At 66.6% G+C, this 16706-nt stretch carries 30 protein-coding genes; 1 reads left to right on the forward strand and 29 read right to left on the reverse strand.

All coding sequences use genetic code 11. The features are described 5' to 3' along the window. Positions 1-26: 26 nt before the first annotated feature. From truA to rpsH, 18 genes are all read right to left on the reverse strand, one after another. Complete coding sequence (truA, locus tag ACFOY2_RS26350; RefSeq protein ID WP_379530761.1) at positions 27-887, reverse strand: tRNA pseudouridine(38-40) synthase TruA; 861 nt, start codon at positions 885-887, stop codon at positions 27-29. 75 nt (positions 888-962) lie between these two features. After that, positions 963-1496 carry a 50S ribosomal protein L17 gene (rplQ, locus tag ACFOY2_RS26355; RefSeq protein WP_379530762.1) on the reverse strand — a complete coding sequence of 178 codons (534 nt, stop codon included), beginning with the start codon at positions 1494-1496 and terminating at the stop codon, positions 963-965. A gap of 128 nt (positions 1497-1624) precedes the next feature. Next, positions 1625-2641 carry a DNA-directed RNA polymerase subunit alpha gene (locus ACFOY2_RS26360; RefSeq protein ID WP_103960866.1) on the reverse strand — a complete coding sequence of 339 codons (1017 nt, stop codon included), beginning with the start codon at positions 2639-2641 and terminating at the stop codon, positions 1625-1627. Between the two features lie 97 nt (positions 2642-2738). After that, positions 2739-3365, reverse strand: coding sequence for a 30S ribosomal protein S4 (gene rpsD / locus ACFOY2_RS26365; protein ID WP_357830232.1), 627 nt, complete (start codon positions 3363-3365; stop codon positions 2739-2741). Between the two features lie 23 nt (positions 3366-3388). Then, positions 3389-3793, reverse strand: coding sequence for a 30S ribosomal protein S11 (gene rpsK / locus ACFOY2_RS26370; RefSeq protein ID WP_020542285.1), 405 nt, complete (start codon positions 3791-3793; stop codon positions 3389-3391). A gap of 159 nt (positions 3794-3952) precedes the next feature. Then, complete coding sequence (gene rpsM, locus ACFOY2_RS26375) at positions 3953-4333, reverse strand: 30S ribosomal protein S13 (RefSeq protein ID WP_125644650.1); 381 nt, start codon at positions 4331-4333, stop codon at positions 3953-3955. Positions 4334-4552: 219 nt separating this feature from the next. Beyond that, positions 4553-4666 (reverse strand): 50S ribosomal protein L36, encoded by a 114-nt coding sequence (gene rpmJ, locus ACFOY2_RS26380; RefSeq protein ID WP_003956441.1) that lies wholly within the window; start codon positions 4664-4666, stop codon positions 4553-4555. A 25-nt stretch (positions 4667-4691) separates the two neighbouring features. Further along, positions 4692-4913, reverse strand: a complete 222-nt coding sequence (gene infA / locus ACFOY2_RS26385; RefSeq protein WP_012887858.1) for a translation initiation factor IF-1 — start codon at positions 4911-4913, stop codon at positions 4692-4694. Positions 4914-5239: 326 nt separating this feature from the next. Next, positions 5240-5668 carry a DUF1707 SHOCT-like domain-containing protein gene (locus ACFOY2_RS26390; protein ID WP_379530763.1) on the reverse strand — a complete coding sequence of 143 codons (429 nt, stop codon included), beginning with the start codon at positions 5666-5668 and terminating at the stop codon, positions 5240-5242. 15 nt (positions 5669-5683) lie between these two features. Next, the gene (gene map / locus ACFOY2_RS26395) at positions 5684-6493 is read right to left on the reverse strand and encodes a type I methionyl aminopeptidase (protein ID WP_379530764.1); all 810 of its coding nucleotides are present in this window, start codon (positions 6491-6493) and stop codon (positions 5684-5686) included. A gap of 109 nt (positions 6494-6602) precedes the next feature. Further along, positions 6603-7253, reverse strand: coding sequence for an adenylate kinase (locus ACFOY2_RS26400; RefSeq protein ID WP_379530765.1), 651 nt, complete (start codon positions 7251-7253; stop codon positions 6603-6605). After that, positions 7253-8557 carry a preprotein translocase subunit SecY gene (gene secY / locus ACFOY2_RS26405; protein WP_379530766.1) on the reverse strand — a complete coding sequence of 435 codons (1305 nt, stop codon included), beginning with the start codon at positions 8555-8557 and terminating at the stop codon, positions 7253-7255. Before secY ends, ACFOY2_RS26400 begins: the two co-directional genes overlap by 1 nt. A gap of 167 nt (positions 8558-8724) precedes the next feature. Then, complete coding sequence (gene rplO / locus ACFOY2_RS26410) at positions 8725-9180, reverse strand: 50S ribosomal protein L15 (RefSeq protein ID WP_357830250.1); 456 nt, start codon at positions 9178-9180, stop codon at positions 8725-8727. A gap of 2 nt (positions 9181-9182) precedes the next feature. After that, entirely contained in the window at positions 9183-9365 is a 183-nt protein-coding gene (gene rpmD, locus ACFOY2_RS26415) for a 50S ribosomal protein L30 (protein WP_080043226.1), read from the reverse strand. A 2-nt stretch (positions 9366-9367) separates the two neighbouring features. Further along, complete coding sequence (rpsE, locus tag ACFOY2_RS26420; RefSeq protein WP_357830253.1) at positions 9368-9997, reverse strand: 30S ribosomal protein S5; 630 nt, start codon at positions 9995-9997, stop codon at positions 9368-9370. Between the two features lie 49 nt (positions 9998-10046). Then, positions 10047-10430 (reverse strand): 50S ribosomal protein L18, encoded by a 384-nt coding sequence (gene rplR / locus ACFOY2_RS26425; RefSeq protein WP_379530767.1) that lies wholly within the window; start codon positions 10428-10430, stop codon positions 10047-10049. A gap of 2 nt (positions 10431-10432) precedes the next feature. Then, positions 10433-10975 (reverse strand): 50S ribosomal protein L6, encoded by a 543-nt coding sequence (gene rplF, locus ACFOY2_RS26430; RefSeq protein WP_379530768.1) that lies wholly within the window; start codon positions 10973-10975, stop codon positions 10433-10435. Between the two features lie 16 nt (positions 10976-10991). Continuing rightward, the gene (gene rpsH, locus ACFOY2_RS26435) at positions 10992-11390 is read right to left on the reverse strand and encodes a 30S ribosomal protein S8 (protein WP_020542297.1); all 399 of its coding nucleotides are present in this window, start codon (positions 11388-11390) and stop codon (positions 10992-10994) included. 79 nt (positions 11391-11469) lie between these two features. On the opposite strand from rpsH, the gene ACFOY2_RS26440 reads away from it, so the two are divergent. Beyond that, entirely contained in the window at positions 11470-11610 is a 141-nt protein-coding gene (locus ACFOY2_RS26440) for a hypothetical protein (RefSeq protein ID WP_379530769.1), read from the forward strand. Positions 11611-11690: 80 nt separating this feature from the next. Here ACFOY2_RS26440 and ACFOY2_RS26445 read toward each other — a convergent pair whose 3' ends face one another. From ACFOY2_RS26445 to rplB, 11 genes are all read right to left on the reverse strand, one after another. Beyond that, the gene (locus ACFOY2_RS26445) at positions 11691-11876 is read right to left on the reverse strand and encodes a type Z 30S ribosomal protein S14 (RefSeq protein WP_020542298.1); all 186 of its coding nucleotides are present in this window, start codon (positions 11874-11876) and stop codon (positions 11691-11693) included. A gap of 6 nt (positions 11877-11882) precedes the next feature. Next, positions 11883-12458 carry a 50S ribosomal protein L5 gene (gene rplE / locus ACFOY2_RS26450; protein ID WP_043623458.1) on the reverse strand — a complete coding sequence of 192 codons (576 nt, stop codon included), beginning with the start codon at positions 12456-12458 and terminating at the stop codon, positions 11883-11885. Further along, positions 12458-12757: a 50S ribosomal protein L24 gene (gene rplX / locus ACFOY2_RS26455; RefSeq protein ID WP_379530791.1), complete on the reverse strand. Its 300-nt coding sequence runs from the start codon at positions 12755-12757 to the stop codon at positions 12458-12460. The genes rplE and rplX overlap by 1 nt, the downstream gene beginning before the upstream one ends. 11 nt (positions 12758-12768) lie before the next feature. Then, positions 12769-13140 (reverse strand): 50S ribosomal protein L14, encoded by a 372-nt coding sequence (gene rplN / locus ACFOY2_RS26460; RefSeq protein WP_043623452.1) that lies wholly within the window; start codon positions 13138-13140, stop codon positions 12769-12771. 190 nt (positions 13141-13330) lie between these two features. Next, on the reverse strand, positions 13331-13624 hold the full coding sequence (gene rpsQ / locus ACFOY2_RS26465) for a 30S ribosomal protein S17 (RefSeq protein ID WP_379530770.1): 294 nt from the start codon (positions 13622-13624) through the stop codon (positions 13331-13333). Next, entirely contained in the window at positions 13617-13853 is a 237-nt protein-coding gene (gene rpmC, locus ACFOY2_RS26470; protein ID WP_132617250.1) for a 50S ribosomal protein L29, read from the reverse strand. Before rpmC ends, rpsQ begins: the two co-directional genes overlap by 8 nt. Beyond that, the gene (gene rplP / locus ACFOY2_RS26475) at positions 13853-14272 is read right to left on the reverse strand and encodes a 50S ribosomal protein L16 (RefSeq protein ID WP_055506387.1); all 420 of its coding nucleotides are present in this window, start codon (positions 14270-14272) and stop codon (positions 13853-13855) included. The genes rpmC and rplP overlap by 1 nt, the downstream gene beginning before the upstream one ends. A 2-nt stretch (positions 14273-14274) precedes the next feature. Beyond that, on the reverse strand, positions 14275-15135 hold the full coding sequence (gene rpsC, locus ACFOY2_RS26480; RefSeq protein ID WP_357830269.1) for a 30S ribosomal protein S3: 861 nt from the start codon (positions 15133-15135) through the stop codon (positions 14275-14277). Next, positions 15135-15488, reverse strand: a complete 354-nt coding sequence (gene rplV, locus ACFOY2_RS26485) for a 50S ribosomal protein L22 (protein ID WP_357830272.1) — start codon at positions 15486-15488, stop codon at positions 15135-15137. The genes rpsC and rplV overlap by 1 nt, the downstream gene beginning before the upstream one ends. Before the next feature lie 24 nt (positions 15489-15512). Next, a complete protein-coding gene (gene rpsS / locus ACFOY2_RS26490; RefSeq protein ID WP_357830275.1) occupies positions 15513-15791 on the reverse strand; it encodes a 30S ribosomal protein S19 in 279 nt (92 codons plus the stop codon). 11 nt (positions 15792-15802) lie between these two features. After that, on the reverse strand, positions 15803-16639 hold the full coding sequence (rplB, locus tag ACFOY2_RS26495) for a 50S ribosomal protein L2 (protein WP_080043237.1): 837 nt from the start codon (positions 16637-16639) through the stop codon (positions 15803-15805). Positions 16640-16706 lie beyond the last annotated feature (67 nt).

The raw sequence follows: 16706 nt of genomic DNA on the forward strand, positions 1-16706 counted from the left end.
CGGACGAACGACGAGCCCACTTGCGGCTACCCTTCGAGCCCGCTCGTCGTGCGTACTCTCCGGGTGGACTCGGCCCGGGCGGCGAGTTCGGCGTCCGGCGGGTAGCCGACCTCCTCCAGGCAGAGCCCGTGCGCGGGCGCCACGTGCACCCCCGAGTCGCGTACGCCTCCCACCAGCACCTCCCCCGGCCATTCCACGGCCCGCCGCCCGTCGCCGGCGGCCAGCAGTGAGCCGACCAGGGCCCGCACCATGGAGTGGCAGAACGCGTCCGCCACCACGGTGGCCACCAGAACCCCATCGGCCTCGCGCGCCCACTCCAGCCGCTGCAGTTCCCTGATCGTGGTCGCCCCTTCGCGTTTCTTGCAGAACGCCGCGAAGTCGTGCTCCCCGAGCATCCGGACGGCCGCCGCGTTGAGAGCCCCGAGGTCGAGCGGCCGGTTGTGCCAGACGATCTCCCGCCGCCGCAGCGGGTCGACACCGCCCTCGGTGTCGCTCACCCGGTAGGCGTACCGCCGGAACATCGCCGAGAACCGGGCGTCAAAGCCCTCAGGAGCCCCTGTAACCCGAAAAATTCGTACGTCTGGCGGCAGGACCCCGCCAAGCCGCCTGACAAGCGCAGAAAGCCGCTCATCGCCGCTCAAGGGCCCCCGGTTCCCGTCGAGCTCGCCCAGCGAATCGTCCAGCACGTCCACATGGGCGACCTGTCCGCGTGCGTGCACCCCTGCGTCGGTACGTCCGGCCACGGTCAGCATGGCGGGCTCGCCGAGGCGCAGGATCCTGGCGAGCGCCTGCTCGATCTCCCCCTGAACCGTGCGCCGCCCCGGCTGCCTGGCCCATCCGGAGAAGTCGGTCCCGTCATAGGCGAGGTCGAGGCGGAGCCGTACCACGATGATCCTCCTTGAAAAGGGAACGGGCCCGAACCCCACCATGGGGGTCCGGGCCCGTTCGTCCAGCCTGAGGGATCAGGCTTCGTCCTTCTTCGCCTCGGCCGCGGGAGCCTCGTCCTTCTTCGCCTCAGCCTCAGGAGCCTCAGCCTCGGCGGCGGGAGTCTCCTCGGCGGCGGCCGCGGGAGCCTCCTCGGCGGCGGGCGGGGCAGCGGCGGCCGGAGCCGCGGCGCCGCGGGTCGTGACGGCGTTCAGCGGCTCGGTCACCAGCTCGATGACCGCCATCGGGGCGTTGTCGCCCTTGCGCGCACCGATCTTGGTGATGCGGGTGTAGCCACCGGGACGCTCGGCGAACGTCGTCGCGATCTCGGTGAAGAGGTGGTGAACGACGCCCTTGTCCCTGACGACGGTCAGAACCTGGCGACGGTTGTGGATGTCGCCCTTCTTCGCCTTGGTGATCAGGCGCTCCGCCACCGGACGCAGGCGCTTGGCCTTCGTGACCGTCGTACGGATCTTGCCGTGGCGGAACAGGTCCGTGGCGAGGTTCGCCAGGATCAGCCGCTCGTGCGCCGGGCTGCCGCCAAGACGTGCACCCTTGGTGGGCTTGGGCATGGTCTTTCTCCTCCTGGATTAACCCGCCCCGGCCGTACCAGGTACCGGAGTCGGGCCGGATCGCTGTCGTTCGATGTGCGATCCGTTACTGTGGCCCCGCGCCGCGACGCGGGGCCTCGAAAGCGGGATCAGTACTGCTCGGTCTCGACGTAGGCGCTGTCGTCGTCGTCGTAGCCACCGCCGGCCACCGCGCTCGGGTCGAACCCGGGCGGGGAGTCCTTGAGCGCCAGCGACATCTCGTGCAGCTTCTGCTTGACCTCTTCGATCGACTTGGCGCCGAAGTTCCTTATGTCGAGCAGGTCCTGCTCACTGCGGGCGACGAGCTCACCCACGGTGTGGATGCCCTCGCGCTTGAGGCAGTTGTAGGAGCGAACGGTCAGGTTCAGCTCCTCGATCGGCAGCGCCAGGTCGGCGGCCAGGGCGGCGTCGGTCGGCGACGGGCCGATGTCGATGCCCTCGGCCTCGACGTTGAGCTCGCGGGCCAGGCCGAAGAGCTCGACGAGGGTCTTGCCGGCGGAGGCCACCGCGTCGCGGGGCTTCATCGCGGGCTTGGTCTCGACGTCGAGGATGAGGCGGTCGAAGTCGGTACGCTGCTCGACTCGGGTCGCCTCGACCTTGTAGGTGACCTTGAGCACCGGGGAGTAGATCGAGTCGATCGGAATGCGACCGATCTCCTGGCCCGGCTGCTTGTTCTGGGCGGCGGAGACGTAGCCGCGACCGCGCTCGACGGTCAGCTCCATCTCCAGCTTCGCCTTGCCGTTGAGCGTGGCGATGCGAAGCTCGGGGTTGTGCACCTCGACACCGGCCGGAGGCGCGATGTCGGCGGCGGTGACCTCACCCGGGCCCTGCTTGCGCAGGTACATCACGACCGGCTCGTCGTGCTCGGAGGAGACGACCAGTTCCTTGAGGTTGAGGATGATGTCGGTGACGTCTTCCTTGACCCCGGGAACGGTCGAGAACTCGTGCAGCACGCCCTCGATGCGGATGCTCGTCACGGCCGCGCCCGGAATGGACGACAGCAGCGTGCGGCGCAGAGAGTTGCCGATGGTGTAGCCGAAGCCCGGCTCCAGCGGCTCGATGACGAATCGGGACCGGGTGTCGTCGATCGACTCTTCGAGAAGAGTCGGACGCTGAGCGATCAGCATGTTCGGGATCTCCCCTTTTTCGTGTGGCGCCCGCTATATGACGCCACTCCGATGAAAAGCGTAGCCGAGGTGCGGAAATCCGCACCTCGGCCGAGGCTCACTTCGAGTAGTACTCGACGATGAGCTGCTCCTGGACCTGCGTGTCGATCTGCTGACGGACCGGCAGCTGGTGGACCAGGACGCGGAGCTTCTCGGGCACGACGCCGAGCCACGCGGGAACGGTGCGCTCGCCCGCGGTCGCACGAGCGACCTCGTAGGGCAGCATGTTGCGCTTGTTCTCGCGGACCTCGATGATGTCGTGCTCGCGAACGCGGTACGACGGGATGTCGACCTTCTTGCCGTTCACCAGAATGTGGCCGTGGCGCACCTGCTGGCGGGCCGCGTCACGCGACTGGGCGAAGCCGGCGCGGTAGACGACGTTGTCGAGACGGCTCTCCAGGATCTGGAGCAGCGCCTCACCCGTCTTGCCGCTCTTGCGGGTGGCTTCCTCGTAGTAGTTGTGGAACTGCCGCTCGAGGACGCCGTAGATGCGGCGGGTCTTCTGCTTCTCACGAAGCTGAAGCTGGTACTCGGACTCCTTGGGACGTCCGCGGCCGTGCTCACCCGGCGGGTAAGGACGGATCTCGATGGGGCACTTGGCGGACTCGCACTTGCTGCCCTTGAGGAAGAGCTTGGTCTTCTCGCGACGGCAGAGCTTGCAGTCCGCGCCCGTGTAACGAGCCATTTCTCAGTATCTCCTGGGCTAAGTCAGACGCGACGGCGCTTCGGCGGCCGGCAACCGTTGTGCGGAACCGGGGTGACGTCCTGGATCGAACCCACCTCGAGGCCGGTGGCCTGGAGGGAGCGGATCGCGGTCTCGCGGCCGGAACCCGGCCCCTTGACGAAGACGTCGACCTTGCGCATGCCGTGCTCCATGGCCCGGCGGGCGGCGTTCTCTGCGGCCATCTGCGCGGCGAACGGGGTGGACTTACGGGAGCCCTTGAAACCCACGTGGCCGGCGCTGGCCCAGGAGATCACGTTCCCGTTCGGGTCGGTGATCGAAACGATCGTGTTGTTGAACGTGCTCTTGATGTGGGCGTGCCCGTGAGCGACGTTCTTCTTCTCCTTGCGGCGCACCTTCTTCGGTGCGCCCTGACGGCTCTTAGGAGGCATTGCTTGCCATTACTCCTGAGGTCTTCGGTCCTGCGGCTGCTTGGAACGGCCGTGCCCACGCTCGAACGCGCACCGTTCCTGTCCGGATCGGCCGTGCTCGCTCGCCCCTGGCTGGTAGGCCAGCACACGGGCCCGAGCGTCGGCCGCCCTGGAGCGGGACTACTTCTTGCCGGGCTTCTTCTTGCCGGCGACGGTCTTCTTCTTGCCCTTGCGGGTACGCGCGTTGGTCTGCGTGCGCTGACCGTGGACCGGCAGGCCCTTGCGGTGCCGGATGCCCTGGTAACAACCGATCTCGATCTTGCGACGGATGTCGGCCTGGACCTCGCGGCGCAGGTCACCCTCGATCTTGAAGTTCGCCTCGATGTAGTCACGCATCGGGACGAGCTCGGTGTCGCTGAGCTGGTGCACGCGGAGGTCGCCGCTGACACCGGTGGCCTGGAGGATCTCCTGGGCACGGGTGCGGCCGATTCCGTAGATGTAGGTAAGAGCGATCTCCAGCCGCTTTTCGCGGGGGAGATCGACGCCAACCAGGCGAGCCATGGTCGGGCATTCTCCTTCTTTGTGGCGGAGGTCTGGCGCCGCACTTCCCCTCCCCAATGCCCGGGGTGAGGGCCCCGGCCTCCGACCGGGGGTCTCCTGGCTGGTTCGGGCCCTTGAAACGGCCCGCCTGTCCAGGTGTGAGACGCGATTACTTGCTCAGGCTTCTCATGCGTCGAGCCCGCTCCCTGGCGGGGCGGACTCGGAGAAGCCTTGCGGCGACTAACCCTGGCGCTGCTTGTGGCGCAGGTTGTCGCAGATCACCATGACGCGACCGTGCCGGCGGATCACCTTGCACTTGTCGCAGATCTTCTTGACGCTCGGCTTTACCTTCATTGTCCTTCGTGATTCCTCAGACGTCTTACTTGTATCGGTAGACGATCCGCCCACGACTCAGGTCGTAGGGGCTCAGTTCAACGACTACCCGGTCGTCAGGAAGGATCCGGATGTAGTGCATCCGCATCCGACCGCTGATGTGGGCCAGGACCTTATGGCCGTTGTCGAGCTGCACCCGGAACATGGCGTTCGGGAGCGACTCGACCACAGTGCCCTCGATCTCGATGGCGCCGTCTTTTTTGGCCAAAATTCCTCGCGTTTCACTGATCGATCGTCTGAGGCTCCGGTTCACTAAGCAGCCGCGACCTCACGCATTCGAAGAGAGCGGCGATCAGTCAAGATCGCCGACGCGTGATAGTCATAGTGAGCCGACTAAGGAGTGTACGACACCTGAGCCCAAAACGCGAAGCGCGTGCCAGGTGTCCTGACACAACCATGTAGGGAGTCTACCCTACGTTCACCCCCGCCCGACCCCCGCGGACGCAGGGCCATCGGGCCGCACAGACGCGGTGAACCGGACCGCTCCAGTTGCCGGTGGCGCCGTCCTCGGCCGTCTGCGTACGGACCGCCGCGCTACCTGCGCCTGGGCCGGTGACCGCCGACGATGGTGCTCACCAGCAGGATCACGCCCCACGGGCCCATGACCCAAAGCGGCCATGGGTAGGCCAGGTCGCCGGACGTGACGCTCACGATCAGCCAGATCACCCAGTTGACGCCGCTGGCCACGGCCCAGGCGCCCCAGGCCGCCTGCATGGCGGCGCCCTGCGCGCTGTGCTGGGGAGCGGAGTCGGGCTTCTTGGCGGGGAGGTTACGCAGGTCCACATCAGGCAGGTCGGCCGTTAACCTGGCCAGTTCGCCATAGGTCTTGCTCTTGTAGAGCTGTTCGAGCCGCTCGTTGAACTCGTCCATCGTGATGCGGCCCTGCGCGGTGTGCTCGCGGAGGACGGCCGCCACCCGGTCACGATCGGAGTCGGAAGCACGCATCTCGGGGCTGTTGGCCATCCCACCCACTCCCGCCTAGTTCTTCGGCTGCGCCAGGCGCTCCTCGCCGCCGTCCAGGGCGGTCAGCACCCAAGGACCATTATGTGTCACGGCGACGCTGTGTTCGAAGTGCGCCGACTGTTTGCCGTCGACCGTCACGACGGTCCACTCGTCGGTCAGGACGCGCGTACGCTCCGTGCCCAGGTTCACCATGGGCTCGATGGCCAGGCACATGCCCTCTTCCAGCACCGGCCCCCTGCCGGGCCGGCCGTGGTTGGCGATCCACGGGTCCATGTGCATCTCGGTGCCGATGCCGTGGCCGCCGTACTCGGGTGGGATGCCGAAACGGCCCTGGGACTTGACGTAGCGCTCCACCTCGTAGCCGATGTCGGAAAGGTGGCGGCCGGGCGTCAGGGCGGTGATGCCGCGCCACATGGCCTCCTCCGTGACCCGCATCAGCTCCGCCAGTTTGGGGTCCACCTCGCCGACCGGCACCGTGACGGCCGAGTCGCCGTGCCAGCCCTCCAGGATCGCGCCGCAGTCGATCGAGATGACGTCGCCTTCGCGCAGTTTGCGGGCGCTGGTGGGGATGCCGTGCACGACTTCGTCGTTGACCGACGCGCAGATCGTGGCAGGAAAGCCCTGGTAGCCCTTGAAGGACGGGATCGCGCCCTCGTCCCTGATCGCCTTCTCGGCGATGACGTCGAGGTCGAGCGGCGTCATGCCGGGCTCTACCGAGCGCTTGAGCAGGTCGAGCGTGCGCCCGACCACCAGACCGGCCGCCCGCATCTTTTCGAGCTGCTCCGGTGACTTGATCTGAATGCCGTGTCTGTTCCGTTTGAACATCTTCTGCCCCCCTCGGTCTCAACGGGCCGCGCTGGGGGCCCAATTCCCCCACAATAGCCGCGAGGTGGCACGGAAACCCGTGCCACCTCCGCAATCGGTACTGCCGCGGCTACCCCATGAACGGGCGGATCTCCTCCATGGCCCGCTGGGTGACCTCTTCGACCGGGCCCGTGGCGTCCACGCCGACGAGGACACCCTCGTCGGCGTAGTAGGAGACCAGCGGCGCGGTCTGCTCCTGGTAGACCTCCAGGCGGTGCCTGACGGTCTCCTCCTTGTCGTCGTCACGCTGGAAGAGCGCGCCCCCGCACGCGTCGCACTTGTCATCCTTCTTGTCGTCGAACTCGACGTGCCAGATGCGGCCGCACTGGCTACAGGTGCGCCGGCCGGCCAGCCGCCTGACCACCTCGTCGTCGTCCACCACGAGCTCAAGGACCAGGTCAAGAGCCTGGCCCCAGTCCTTGAGCATGTCGCGCAGGATCTCGGCCTGCGCGACGTTACGGGGGAAGCCGTCGAGCAGGAAGCCGTCCTGCGCGTCGTCCTCGGACAGGCGGTCACGGACCATGGCGATGGTGACCTCGTCGGGCACCAGGTCGCCACGGTCCATGTACTGCTTGGCCAGCTTGCCGAGGTCCGTGCCGCCGGAGACGTTGGCACGGAATATGTCACCTGTCGAGATCTTCGGGATCGACAGGTTCGATGCGATGTACTGGGCCTGTGTCCCCTTACCCGCTCCGGGGGGCCCGACCAGAACGAGACGCACTACCGCAGGAAACCTTCGTAGTTACGCTGCTGGAGCTGGCTCTCGATCTGCTTCACCGTGTCCAGGCCGACGCCTACCATGATCAGAATACTCGTCCCTCCGAACGGGAAGTTCTGGCTCGCACCGGACACCGCCAGCGCGACGATCGGGACCATGGAGATCAGACCCAGATAGAGCGACCCCGGCGCGGTCAGACGGGTGAGCACGAAGTTCAGGTATTCAGCCGTCGGCCGGCCGGGACGGATGCCCGGAATGAAACCACCGTACTTCTTCATGTTGTCGGCGACTTCAGTGGGGTTGAAGGTGATCGACACGTAGAAGTACGTGAAGAAGATGATCAGGAGGAAGAACGTGGCCATGTAGATCGGCGTGTCGCCCGTGGCCAGGTTCTGCGAGATCCACCGGATCACCACGTTGTCGGTGGTCTGGAAGAGCGAGGTGATCAACTGCGGCAGGTAGAGCAGCGAGGACGCGAAGATCACCGGGATGATGCCGGCCTGGTTGACCTTCAGCGGGATGTAGGTGGAGGTGCCGCCGTACATCCTGCGCCCGACCATCCGCTTGGCGTACTGGACCGGGATGCGTCGCTGCGCCTGCTCCACGAAGACCACTGCGGCGATCATGAAGATGCCGACCACCATGACCACCGAGAAGGTGAACTTGTTGGCCTGGAAGATGTTGGCCAGCTCGGACGGGAAGACCGCGACGACCTGGGTGAAGATCAGGATGGACATGCCGTTGCCGACGCCGCGGTCGGTGATGAGCTCGCCCAGCCACATGATCACCGACGTACCGGCGGTCATGATGATCACCATGGTGACGATCTGGAAGATGTTGTCGGGGTCGAGCAGAACGTCCTGCTGGCAGTTCGGGAAGAGCTGGCCGGTGCGGGCCAGCGCGATGAAGGCGGTGGACTGCAGAACGGCGAGCCCGATGGTCAGGTAACGCGTATACTGCGTGATCTTGGCCTGGCCGGACTGGCCTTCCTTCTTCAGCGCCTCAAGCCGCGGGATGACCACGACGAGTAGCTGGAGAATGATGCTCGCGGTGATGTACGGCATAATGCCCAGCGCGAACACCGACAGCTTCAGGAGCGCACCACCGCTGAATAGCTGCACCATCCCGTAGATGTTGCCGGCGGCTCCGTTACGGGCCTGGTCGAAGCAGGCAGCGAGGTTCTGGACGTGAACTCCCGGAGTCGGAAGAACCGAGCCGAGACGGAAAAGCGCGATGATGCCCAGGGTGAAGAGCAACTTGTTGCGCAGGTCCGGTGTCCGGAACGCCCGGGTAAACGCGGTCAGCACGGTCCCTCCTGCGCGCCTTTACGGCGGTGTGAGTATGCGATGGTGCGGGGTTCTGCCATCTGAAGTCTTAGGTCTGACGAGCCGGGCAGAAGCCTGCCGTCTCGCGAACTCTAACGCACTACGGGCGTGGGGGCATTTGTCAAAGCCCCCACGCCGCGTAATACCTCTTACAGCTCGGTAACGGAGCCACCGGCTGCGGCGATCTTCTCCTTCGCCGAGGACGAGAAGGCGTGCGCCTGAACGTCCACCGCGACCGAGATCTCGCCGGTGCCGAGCACCTTCACGAGCTGGTTCTTGCGAACAGCACCCTTGGCGACCAGCGCCTCGACGGTGACCTGGCCACCCTCGGGGAACAACTCGCCGATCTTGTCCAGGTTGACGACCTGGTAGGTCGTCTTGAACAGGGCGTTGGAGAAGCCCTTGAGCTTCGGCAGACGCCTCTGCAGCGGCACCTGGCCACCCTCGAAGCCGAGGGGAACCGTCGTACGGGCGCGGCTGCCCTTGGTGCCGCGACCGGCCGTCTTGCCCTTGGACGCCTCGCCGCGGCCCTTGCGGGTCTTGGCCTTGTTGGCGCCAGGGGCGGGACGCAGGTCGTGAATCTTGAGCGGAGCCTTGTCAGTCATGACTAGTCGACCTCTTCCACCTCGACGAGGTGCGTCACCACGGAGACCATGCCGCGAATCTCGGGCCGGTCCTCCTTGACGACGACGTCGCCGATTCGCTTCAGGCCAAGCGAACGCAGCGAGTCGCGCTGGTTCTGCTTGCCACCGATCTTCGAGCGAACCTGAGTGATCTTCAGGCGTGCCATGACTAGCTCACCGCCTTCGCGGCCGCCGCCTCCGCCAGACCCTCACGCTGAGCCTTCAGCATGCGCGGCGGGGCCACGTCCTCGATCGGCAGGCCACGGCGGGCGGCGATCTCCTCGGGCCGCGAAAGGCCCTTCAGAGCCGCCACGGTGGCGTGCACGATGTTGATCGGGTTGTCCGAGCCGAGCGACTTGGACAGCACGTCATGGATGCCGGCGCACTCCAGCACCGCGCGCACCGGGCCACCGGCGATGACGCCGGTACCGGCCGAGGCCGGACGCAGGAAGACGACACCGGCCGCCTCCTCACCCTGCACGGTGTGCGGGATGGTGCCCTGGATGCGAGGCACCTTGAAGAAGTGCTTCTTCGCCTCTTCGACGCCCTTGGCGATGGCCGCGGGCACTTCCTTGGCCTTGCCGTAGCCGACGCCGACCAGGCCGTTGCCGTCACCGACGATGACGAGGGCGGTGAAGCTGAAGCGACGACCACCCTTCACGACCTTGGCCACTCGGTTGATCTTCACTACGCGCTCGATGTACGAGACGCCCTTGTCGGCGGCGCCACCGCGGCGATCGTCACGACGGTCCCGCCGCTCGCCACCGGTGCCGCCACCGCGACGCGGAGCTGCAGCCATCAGTGGTTCCTCTTCTCAGTTGCCATCATTTGCGATCCTCGGGCCCTCATCAGAATTCGAGCCCGCCCTCGCGAGCGCTGTCGGCCAGCGCCGCGATCCGGCCCGCATACCGGTTGCCACCGCGGTCGAAGACGACCTTGGTGATCCCGGCTTCCTTGGCCCGCTGAGCGAGGAGCTCGCCGACCTTCTTGGCCTTCTCCGTCTTGTCGGCCGTCATCGCGCGCAGCGAGGCGTCCATGGTGGAGGCGCTCACCAGCGTGTGACCGACGGTGTCGTCCACGATCTGGACGAACATGTGACGGGTCGAACGGTTGACGACCAGGCGCGGACGCTCGGCCGAACCGACGATGTGCTTGCGGACGCGGCGGTGACGGCGGGCCCGCGAGACGGTGCGGGCAGCCGTGTGCTTGCCGAACGCAGTCTTCGGAGCCATGCCTACTTACCAGCCTTTCCGACCTTGCGGCGGATCTGTTCGCCCTGGTAGCGCACGCCCTTGCCCTTGTACGGGTCAGGCTTGCGCAACTTGCGGATGTTGGCCGCGACCTCGCCGACCTTCTGCTTGTCGATGCCGTCCACGTGGAACAGGGTCGGCTTCTCGACGCGGAAGGTCACGCCCTCGGGGGCGTTGACGATGACCGGGTGGCTGAAGCCCAAAGAGAACTCCAGTTGCGTCGGGCCCTTGGCCTGGACGCGGTAACCGACGCCGACGATCTCCAGGCTCTTGGTGTAGCCCTGGGTGACGCCCTGCACCATGTTGGCGATCAGCGTCCTGGACAGGCCGTGCAGCGCACGGACCTTGTTCTCGTCGTTGGGCCGGGTGACGGCGATGGCGCCGTCGTCGTCGCGCGCGACCGCGATGGGGTCGGCGACCGTGTGAGTGAGCGTGCCCTTCGGGCCCTTGACCTGGACATCCTGGCCGGTGATGGCGATGTCTACGCCAGTGGGCACAGGGATGGGCAGCCGTCCGATTCGCGACATGCTGTGTTCCTCCCCTCTACCAGACGTAGGCGAGGACTTCCCCGCCCACGCCACGCTTGCCGGCCTGCTTGTCGGTCATGAGGCCGTGGGACGTCGAGATGATCGCGACGCCCAGTCCGCCCAGGACTCGAGGCAGGTTGTCCTTCTTCGCATAAACCCGCAGACCGGGCTTGGAAACCCGGCGCAGGCCCGCGAGCGACCGCTCACGGGTAGGCCCGAACTTGAGCTCCACCACGAGGTTCTTTCCAACCTTGGCGTCCTCGACGGTCCAAGCCTGGATGTAGCCCTCCTGCTGGAGGATCTCGGCGATGTGCGCCTTGATCTTCGAGTACGGCATCGACACGCTGTCGTGGTACGCCGAGTTCGCGTTTCGCAGACGTGTGAGCATGTCTGCGATCGGGTCGGTCATCGTCATGGCCAGTGGCCTTCCTCGCCGCGGTTTCCAGTCGGTGAAGCAGCTTGTGGTCGAGTCCGCCTCGGCTCGGAGCCCGGGAATGCGCGCATCCCCCGACGTCCGCTTCGGCTACCTCTCCGTGCTCTACCGGTGGACCTTCGGCGTGGTCATGGACGCTCGTCAGAGCGCCCGGTCTCTACTGAAAATGGTCGCCCAGGGGCGACGCGAGGTCGCCCCTTAGGCTATCTGAAGGGAAAACCCGCTCGGCCCTGCGACGGGCCGGTGCGGCCGGTCGCAGGAAGCTGCGCGGATCTTCCCGTTCTACCAGCTCGACTTGGTGATGCCGGGCAGCTCGCCCCGGTGCGCCATCTCGCGGAAGCACACGCGGCAGAGCCCGAACTTGCGGTAGACGGCGCGCGGCCGGCCGCAGCGCGAGCACCGCGTGTAGGCCCGGACCTCGAACTTCTGCTTGCGCCCCGCCTTGGCGATCAGCGACTTCTTCGCCATGTTGGATCAGGCCTCCTTGAACGGGAAGCCGAGGAGCTTCAGCAGCGCCCGGCCCTGGTCGTCGTTCTTCGCGGTGGTCACGATCGTGATGTCCATGCCCCGCGGCCGGTCGACCTTGTCCTGGTCGACCTCGTGGAACATGACCTGCTCGGTCAGACCGAAGGTGTAGTTGCCGTTGCCGTCGAACTGCTTGGGCGACAGGCCGCGGAAGTCCCTGATGCGGGGCAGCGCCAGCGCCAGCAGCCGGTCGAGGAACTCCCACATGCGGTCGCCGCGCAGCGTGACGTGCGCGCCGATCGGCATGCCCTCGCGCAGCTTGAACTGGGCGATGGACTTGCGCGCCCGGACGACGGCCGGCTTCTGGCCGGTGATCGCGGTGAGGTCGCGGACGGCGCCCTCGATGAGCTTGGAGTCGCGAGCCGCCTCGCCGACACCCATGTTGACCTTGATCTTGGTCAGGGCCGGGATCTGCATGACGTTCTCGATGCCGAACTGCTCGCGAAGCTGGGCCGCGATCTCCTCGCGGTACTTCGTCTTGAGTCGCGGCGTCGGGCGCTCGGTCTCAGTGGTCGTGGCAGTCATCAGCTGTCCTCACCCGTCTCCTCGGCCTTGTCGGCCTTCTTGTCGGCGGGCTTGTCTGCAGGCTTGTCGTCCTTGAGCTTCTTCACGTTCGAGACGTGGATGGGGGCCTCCATGGACTGCACGCCGCCGGTCTTGGCGCCGCGCGGGCCCTGGTGGGTCTCCTTCGAGTGCTTCTTGATCATGTTGACGCCCTCGACCACCACGCGGTCCTCACGCGGCAGAGCGGCGATCACACGACCCTTGGCACCCTTGTCCTTGCCCGCGATGACCTGGACCAGGTCACCCTTCTTCACATGCAACGACTTCGGCATTACAGCACCTCCGGGGCGAGCGAGATGATGCGCATGAACTTCTTGTCGCGCAGCTCGCGGCCGACCGGGCCGAAGATACGAGTGCCACGAGGGTCGCCGCTGTCCTTGATGATGACGGCGGCGTTCTCGTCGAAGCGGATGTAGGAGCCGTCGGGCCGGCGGCGCTCCTTGACCGTGCGGACGACGACGGCCTTGACCACGTCGCCCTTCTTGACGCCCGTGCTGCCGGGCAGCGCGTCCTTGACAGTGGCGACGATGACGTCGCCGATACCGGCGTAGCGTCGGCCCGAGCCACCGAGAACACGGATGCAAAGGATCTCCTTCGCGCCCGTGTTGTCGGCGACCTTGAGCCGCGACTCCTGCTGGATCACGTTCACTCCTGTTAGTCGCGCCGGTTCTCATTCCTGAGCCTGGCGGAACCCGTCATTGTCTTGTTCCCACGGCCACAACCCCCTCAGAGGGCCGCACCGCAGGCGACGCGAGACCCGTGGGCCCCGCGTCCTTGGACGCCGTCATGGGGGCTCTGAGAGCCCCCACGAGGCGCGGTATATCCGAGAAGGGTTACTTGGCCTTCTCGAGGATCTCCACGACCCTCCACCGCTTGGTGGCGGAGAGGGGGCGGGTCTCCATGAGCAGCACGCGGTCGCCCACGCCACAGGCGTTGGCCTCGTCGTGCGCCTTGTACTTGGTCGTACGGCGGATGACCTTGCCGTACAGACGGTGCTTGACGCGGTCCTCGACGGCGACGACGACGGTCTTGTCCATCTTGTCGCTGACGACGAGGCCCTCGCGGACCTTGCGGAAGTTCCGCCCGGTCGTCTCGTTCGCCTCAGTGGTGGTCTCGGTCTCAGCCATCGCTCGTCTCCTTCTCGACCGTGACGATGCCCAGCTCGCGCTCGCGCATCACGGTGTAGATACGGGCGATCTCGCGGCGGACGGCGCGCAGCCGCCCGTGGCTCTCCAACTGACCGGTAGCCGACTGGAAGCGGAGGTTGAACAGCTCCTCCTTCGCCTCCTTCAGCTTCTGGACGAGAGTGTCCTCGTCCTCGAGCCGCAGCTCGCCGGCGGTCAGGCCCTTAGCCATCACGCCTCACCCACTTCACGCTTAACGATCTTGCACTTCATCGGCAGCTTGTGGATCGCGCGCTGAAGCGCCTCGCGCGCGATCGGCTCCGCCACGCCGGACAGCTCGAACATCACGCGTCCGGGCTTGACGTTGGCGATCCACCACTCCGGCGAGCCCTTACCGGAACCCATGCGGGTCTCGGCGGGCTTCTTGGTGAGCGGACGGTCCGGGTAGATGTTGATCCACACCTTGCCGCCACGGCGGATGTGCCGGGTCATCGCGATACGAGCGGACTCGATCTGGCGGTTGGTCACGTAAGAGTGCTCAATCGCCTGAATGCCGAACTCGCCGAACACGACCCTGGTGCCGCCCTTGGCGGCTCCGCTGCGGTCAGGCCGGTGCTGCTTGCGGTGCTTGACCCTGCGCGGGATCAGCATGGTCAGCTCCCTTCAGCACCCGGCTGCGCAGCCGGGCCGGTCTCGGGGGCGGCCTGTGCGGCCGACTCGGTACGGGGGGCGCGGTCACCACGGTCGCCGCGGCCACCGCCACCGCGACGCGGACGGTCACCGCCGCCACGACGCGGACGGTCGCCGCCGCCGCCACCGCGACGGTCGTCACGGTCACGACGCTGGCCGGCACGGGCGCCGGCGTCACGCGCCTCGCGCTCGGCGCGGCTGGTCGGGGCCTCGCCCTTGTAGATCCAGACCTTCACGCCGATGCGGCCGAAGGTCGTGCGGGCCTCGTAGAAGCCGTAGTCGATGTCCGCGCGCAGCGTGTGCAGCGGCACCCGGCCCTCGCGGTAGAACTCCGACCTCGACATCTCGGCGCCGCCCAGACGACCCGCGCACTGGACACGGATGCCCTTGGCGCCGGACTTCATGGCCGACTGCATCGCCTTGCGCATGGCGCGGCGGAAGGAGACACGGCTGGACAGCTGCTCGGCCACGCCCTGCGCGACGAGCTGCGCGTCGATCTCCGGGTTCTTGACCTCGAGGATGTTGAGCTGAACCTGCTTCTTGGTCAGCTTCTCCAGGTCGCCGCGGATACGGTCGGCCTCGGCGCCACGGCGGCCGATCACGATGCCGGGACGCGCGGTGTGGATGTCCACCTGCACGCGGTCCGTGGTGCGCTCGATCTCGACCTTGGAGATGCCGGCCCGCTCCATGCCCTTCTGCAGCATGCGGCGGATCGCCACGTCCTCGGCGACATAGGCCTTGTACAGCTTGTCGGCGTACCACCGGCTCTTGAAGTCGGTCGTGATGCCGAGGCGGAACCCGTGCGGGTTAACCTTCTGGCCCACTATCGGGTCCTTCCCTTCGGCTCGCGGGACTCCACGATCACGGTGATGTGGCTCGTCCGCTTGTTGATCCGATAGGCGCGACCCTGTGCACGCGGACGGAACCGCTTCAGCGTCGGGCCCTCGTCGACCCACGCACGGCTCACGACGAGCGAGCTGGGGTCGAGATCGAAGTTGTGCTCGGCATTCGCCATGGCGCTGCTGAGCACCTTGTAGATCGGCTCGCTCGCCGACTGGGGAGCGAACTGCAGCACGGCCTGCGCCTCCGAAGCGGGCAGCCCGCGAATAAGGTCCACCACGCGGCGGGCCTTCATGGGCGTGACGCGGACAAACCGCGCCTGGGCCCTGGCTTCCATCGCTTTCTCCTACTTTCGGGACGCTTACCGCCGGCTGCGGCGGTCTTCCTTGACGTGGCTGCGGAACGTGCGCGTCGGGGCGAACTCTCCGAGCTTGTGGCCGATCATCGACTCGGTGATGAACACCGGGACGTGCTTGCGGCCGTCGTGGACGGCGATCGTGTGCCCGAGCATGTCGGGAACGATCATGGAGCGCCGCGACCACGTCTTGATGACGTTCTTGGTGCCCTTGTCGTTCTGGACGTCGACCTTCTTCTGAAGGTGGTCGTCCACGAAGGGACCCTTCTTAAGGCTACGTGGCATTTCGGCTGCTCCTACCGCTTCTTCCTCTTGCTCCGACGCCGGATGATCAGCCGGTCGCTGGCCTTGTTGGCCTGACGGGTGCGGCCCTCGGGCTTGCCCTTCGGGTTCACCGGGTGGCGACCACCGGAGGTCTTGCCCTCACCACCACCGTGCGGGTGGTCAACGGGGTTCATCGCGACACCGCGGACGGTCGGGCGCTTGCCCTTCCACCGCATACGGCCGGCCTTGCCCCAGTTGATGTTGGCCTGCTCGGCGTTGCCGACCTGGCCGACCGTCGCCCGGCAGCGCACGTCGACCATGCGCATTTCCCCGGACGGCATACGCAGGGTGGCGTACTGGCCTTCCTTGGCGAGCAGCTGAATCTGGGCGCCCGCGGAACGGCCGAGCTTGGCGCCGCCGCCCGGACGGAGCTCCACCGCGTGGATGAAGGTACCGGTCGGGATGTTGCGCAGCGGCAGGCAGTTGCCCGGCTTGATGTCGGCAGCGGGGCCGTTCTCGATACGGTCGCCCTGCTTGAGGCCCGTCGGCGCGATGATGTAGCGCTTCTCGCCGTCGGCGTAGTGGAGCAGAGCGATGTTGGCGGTGCGGTTGGGGTCGTACTCGATGTGAGCGACCTTGGCCGGGATGCCGTCCTTGTCATGCCTACGGAAGTCGATGATCCGGTAGGCGCGCTTGTGACCGCCGCCCTGGTGGCGCGCGGTGACTCGGCCGTGTACGTTGCGGCCGCCCTTGCTGTGAAGGGGTGCAAGCAGCGACTTCTCGGGCGTGCTGCGGGTGATCTCGGAGAAGTCCGAGACACTCGAGCCGCGGCGACCCGGGGTCGTCGGCTTGTACTTACGGATGCCCATCTTTTTCGTTCATCCTTCGTCGGTTACATGGGTGAGCCCGCCGCGCGCAAGCACGGCGGTCTCATCC

Origin of the sequence: Nonomuraea purpurea (assembly GCF_042650645.1) — a bacterium.
GTDB lineage: Bacteria > Actinomycetota > Actinomycetes > Streptosporangiales > Streptosporangiaceae > Nonomuraea > Nonomuraea purpurea.

Bases quoted from the DNA above. Each gene is read 5' to 3' on its own strand.
- ACFOY2_RS26390 (WP_379530763.1), bottom strand. From the start codon at position 5,668: ATGGCCAACAGCCCCGAGATGCGTGCTTCCGACTCCGATCGTGACCGG.
- rpsH (WP_020542297.1), bottom strand. From the start codon at position 11,390: ATGACGATGACCGACCCGATCGCAGACATGCTCACACGTCTGCGAAAC.
- rpmJ (WP_003956441.1), bottom strand. From the start codon at position 4,666: ATGAAGGTAAAGCCGAGCGTCAAGAAGATCTGCGACAAGTGCAAGGTG.
- rpsE (WP_357830253.1), bottom strand. From the start codon at position 9,997: ATGGCTGCAGCTCCGCGTCGCGGTGGCGGCACCGGTGGCGAGCGGCGG.
- rpsS (WP_357830275.1), bottom strand. From the start codon at position 15,791: ATGCCACGTAGCCTTAAGAAGGGTCCCTTCGTGGACGACCACCTTCAG.
- ACFOY2_RS26440 (WP_379530769.1), top strand. From the start codon at position 11,470: ATGCGCGCATCCCCCGACGTCCGCTTCGGCTACCTCTCCGTGCTCTAC.
- rplE (WP_043623458.1), bottom strand. From the start codon at position 12,458: ATGACTGCCACGACCACTGAGACCGAGCGCCCGACGCCGCGACTCAAG.
- rplV (WP_357830272.1), bottom strand. From the start codon at position 15,488: ATGGAAGCCAGGGCCCAGGCGCGGTTTGTCCGCGTCACGCCCATGAAG.
- rplR (WP_379530767.1), bottom strand. From the start codon at position 10,430: ATGGCTCCGAAGACTGCGTTCGGCAAGCACACGGCTGCCCGCACCGTC.
- rplO (WP_357830250.1), bottom strand. From the start codon at position 9,180: ATGACTGACAAGGCTCCGCTCAAGATTCACGACCTGCGTCCCGCCCCT.
- rplB (WP_080043237.1), bottom strand. From the start codon at position 16,639: ATGGGCATCCGTAAGTACAAGCCGACGACCCCGGGTCGCCGCGGCTCG.
- rpsD (WP_357830232.1), bottom strand. From the start codon at position 3,365: ATGGCTCGTTACACGGGCGCGGACTGCAAGCTCTGCCGTCGCGAGAAG.
- ACFOY2_RS26445 (WP_020542298.1), bottom strand. From the start codon at position 11,876: ATGGCGAAGAAGTCGCTGATCGCCAAGGCGGGGCGCAAGCAGAAGTTC.
- rplQ (WP_379530762.1), bottom strand. From the start codon at position 1,496: ATGCCCAAGCCCACCAAGGGTGCACGTCTTGGCGGCAGCCCGGCGCAC.
- rpmC (WP_132617250.1), bottom strand. From the start codon at position 13,853: ATGGCTAAGGGCCTGACCGCCGGCGAGCTGCGGCTCGAGGACGAGGAC.
- ACFOY2_RS26360 (WP_103960866.1), bottom strand. From the start codon at position 2,641: ATGCTGATCGCTCAGCGTCCGACTCTTCTCGAAGAGTCGATCGACGAC.
- map (WP_379530764.1), bottom strand. From the start codon at position 6,493: ATGTTCAAACGGAACAGACACGGCATTCAGATCAAGTCACCGGAGCAG.
- rpsK (WP_020542285.1), bottom strand. From the start codon at position 3,793: ATGCCTCCTAAGAGCCGTCAGGGCGCACCGAAGAAGGTGCGCCGCAAG.
- rpmD (WP_080043226.1), bottom strand. From the start codon at position 9,365: ATGGCACGCCTGAAGATCACTCAGGTTCGCTCGAAGATCGGTGGCAAG.
- rpsM (WP_125644650.1), bottom strand. From the start codon at position 4,333: ATGGCTCGCCTGGTTGGCGTCGATCTCCCCCGCGAAAAGCGGCTGGAG.
- rplP (WP_055506387.1), bottom strand. From the start codon at position 14,272: ATGCTGATCCCGCGCAGGGTCAAGCACCGCAAGCAGCACCGGCCTGAC.
- rplF (WP_379530768.1), bottom strand. From the start codon at position 10,975: ATGTCGCGAATCGGACGGCTGCCCATCCCTGTGCCCACTGGCGTAGAC.
- rpsQ (WP_379530770.1), bottom strand. From the start codon at position 13,624: ATGGCTGAGACCGAGACCACCACTGAGGCGAACGAGACGACCGGGCGG.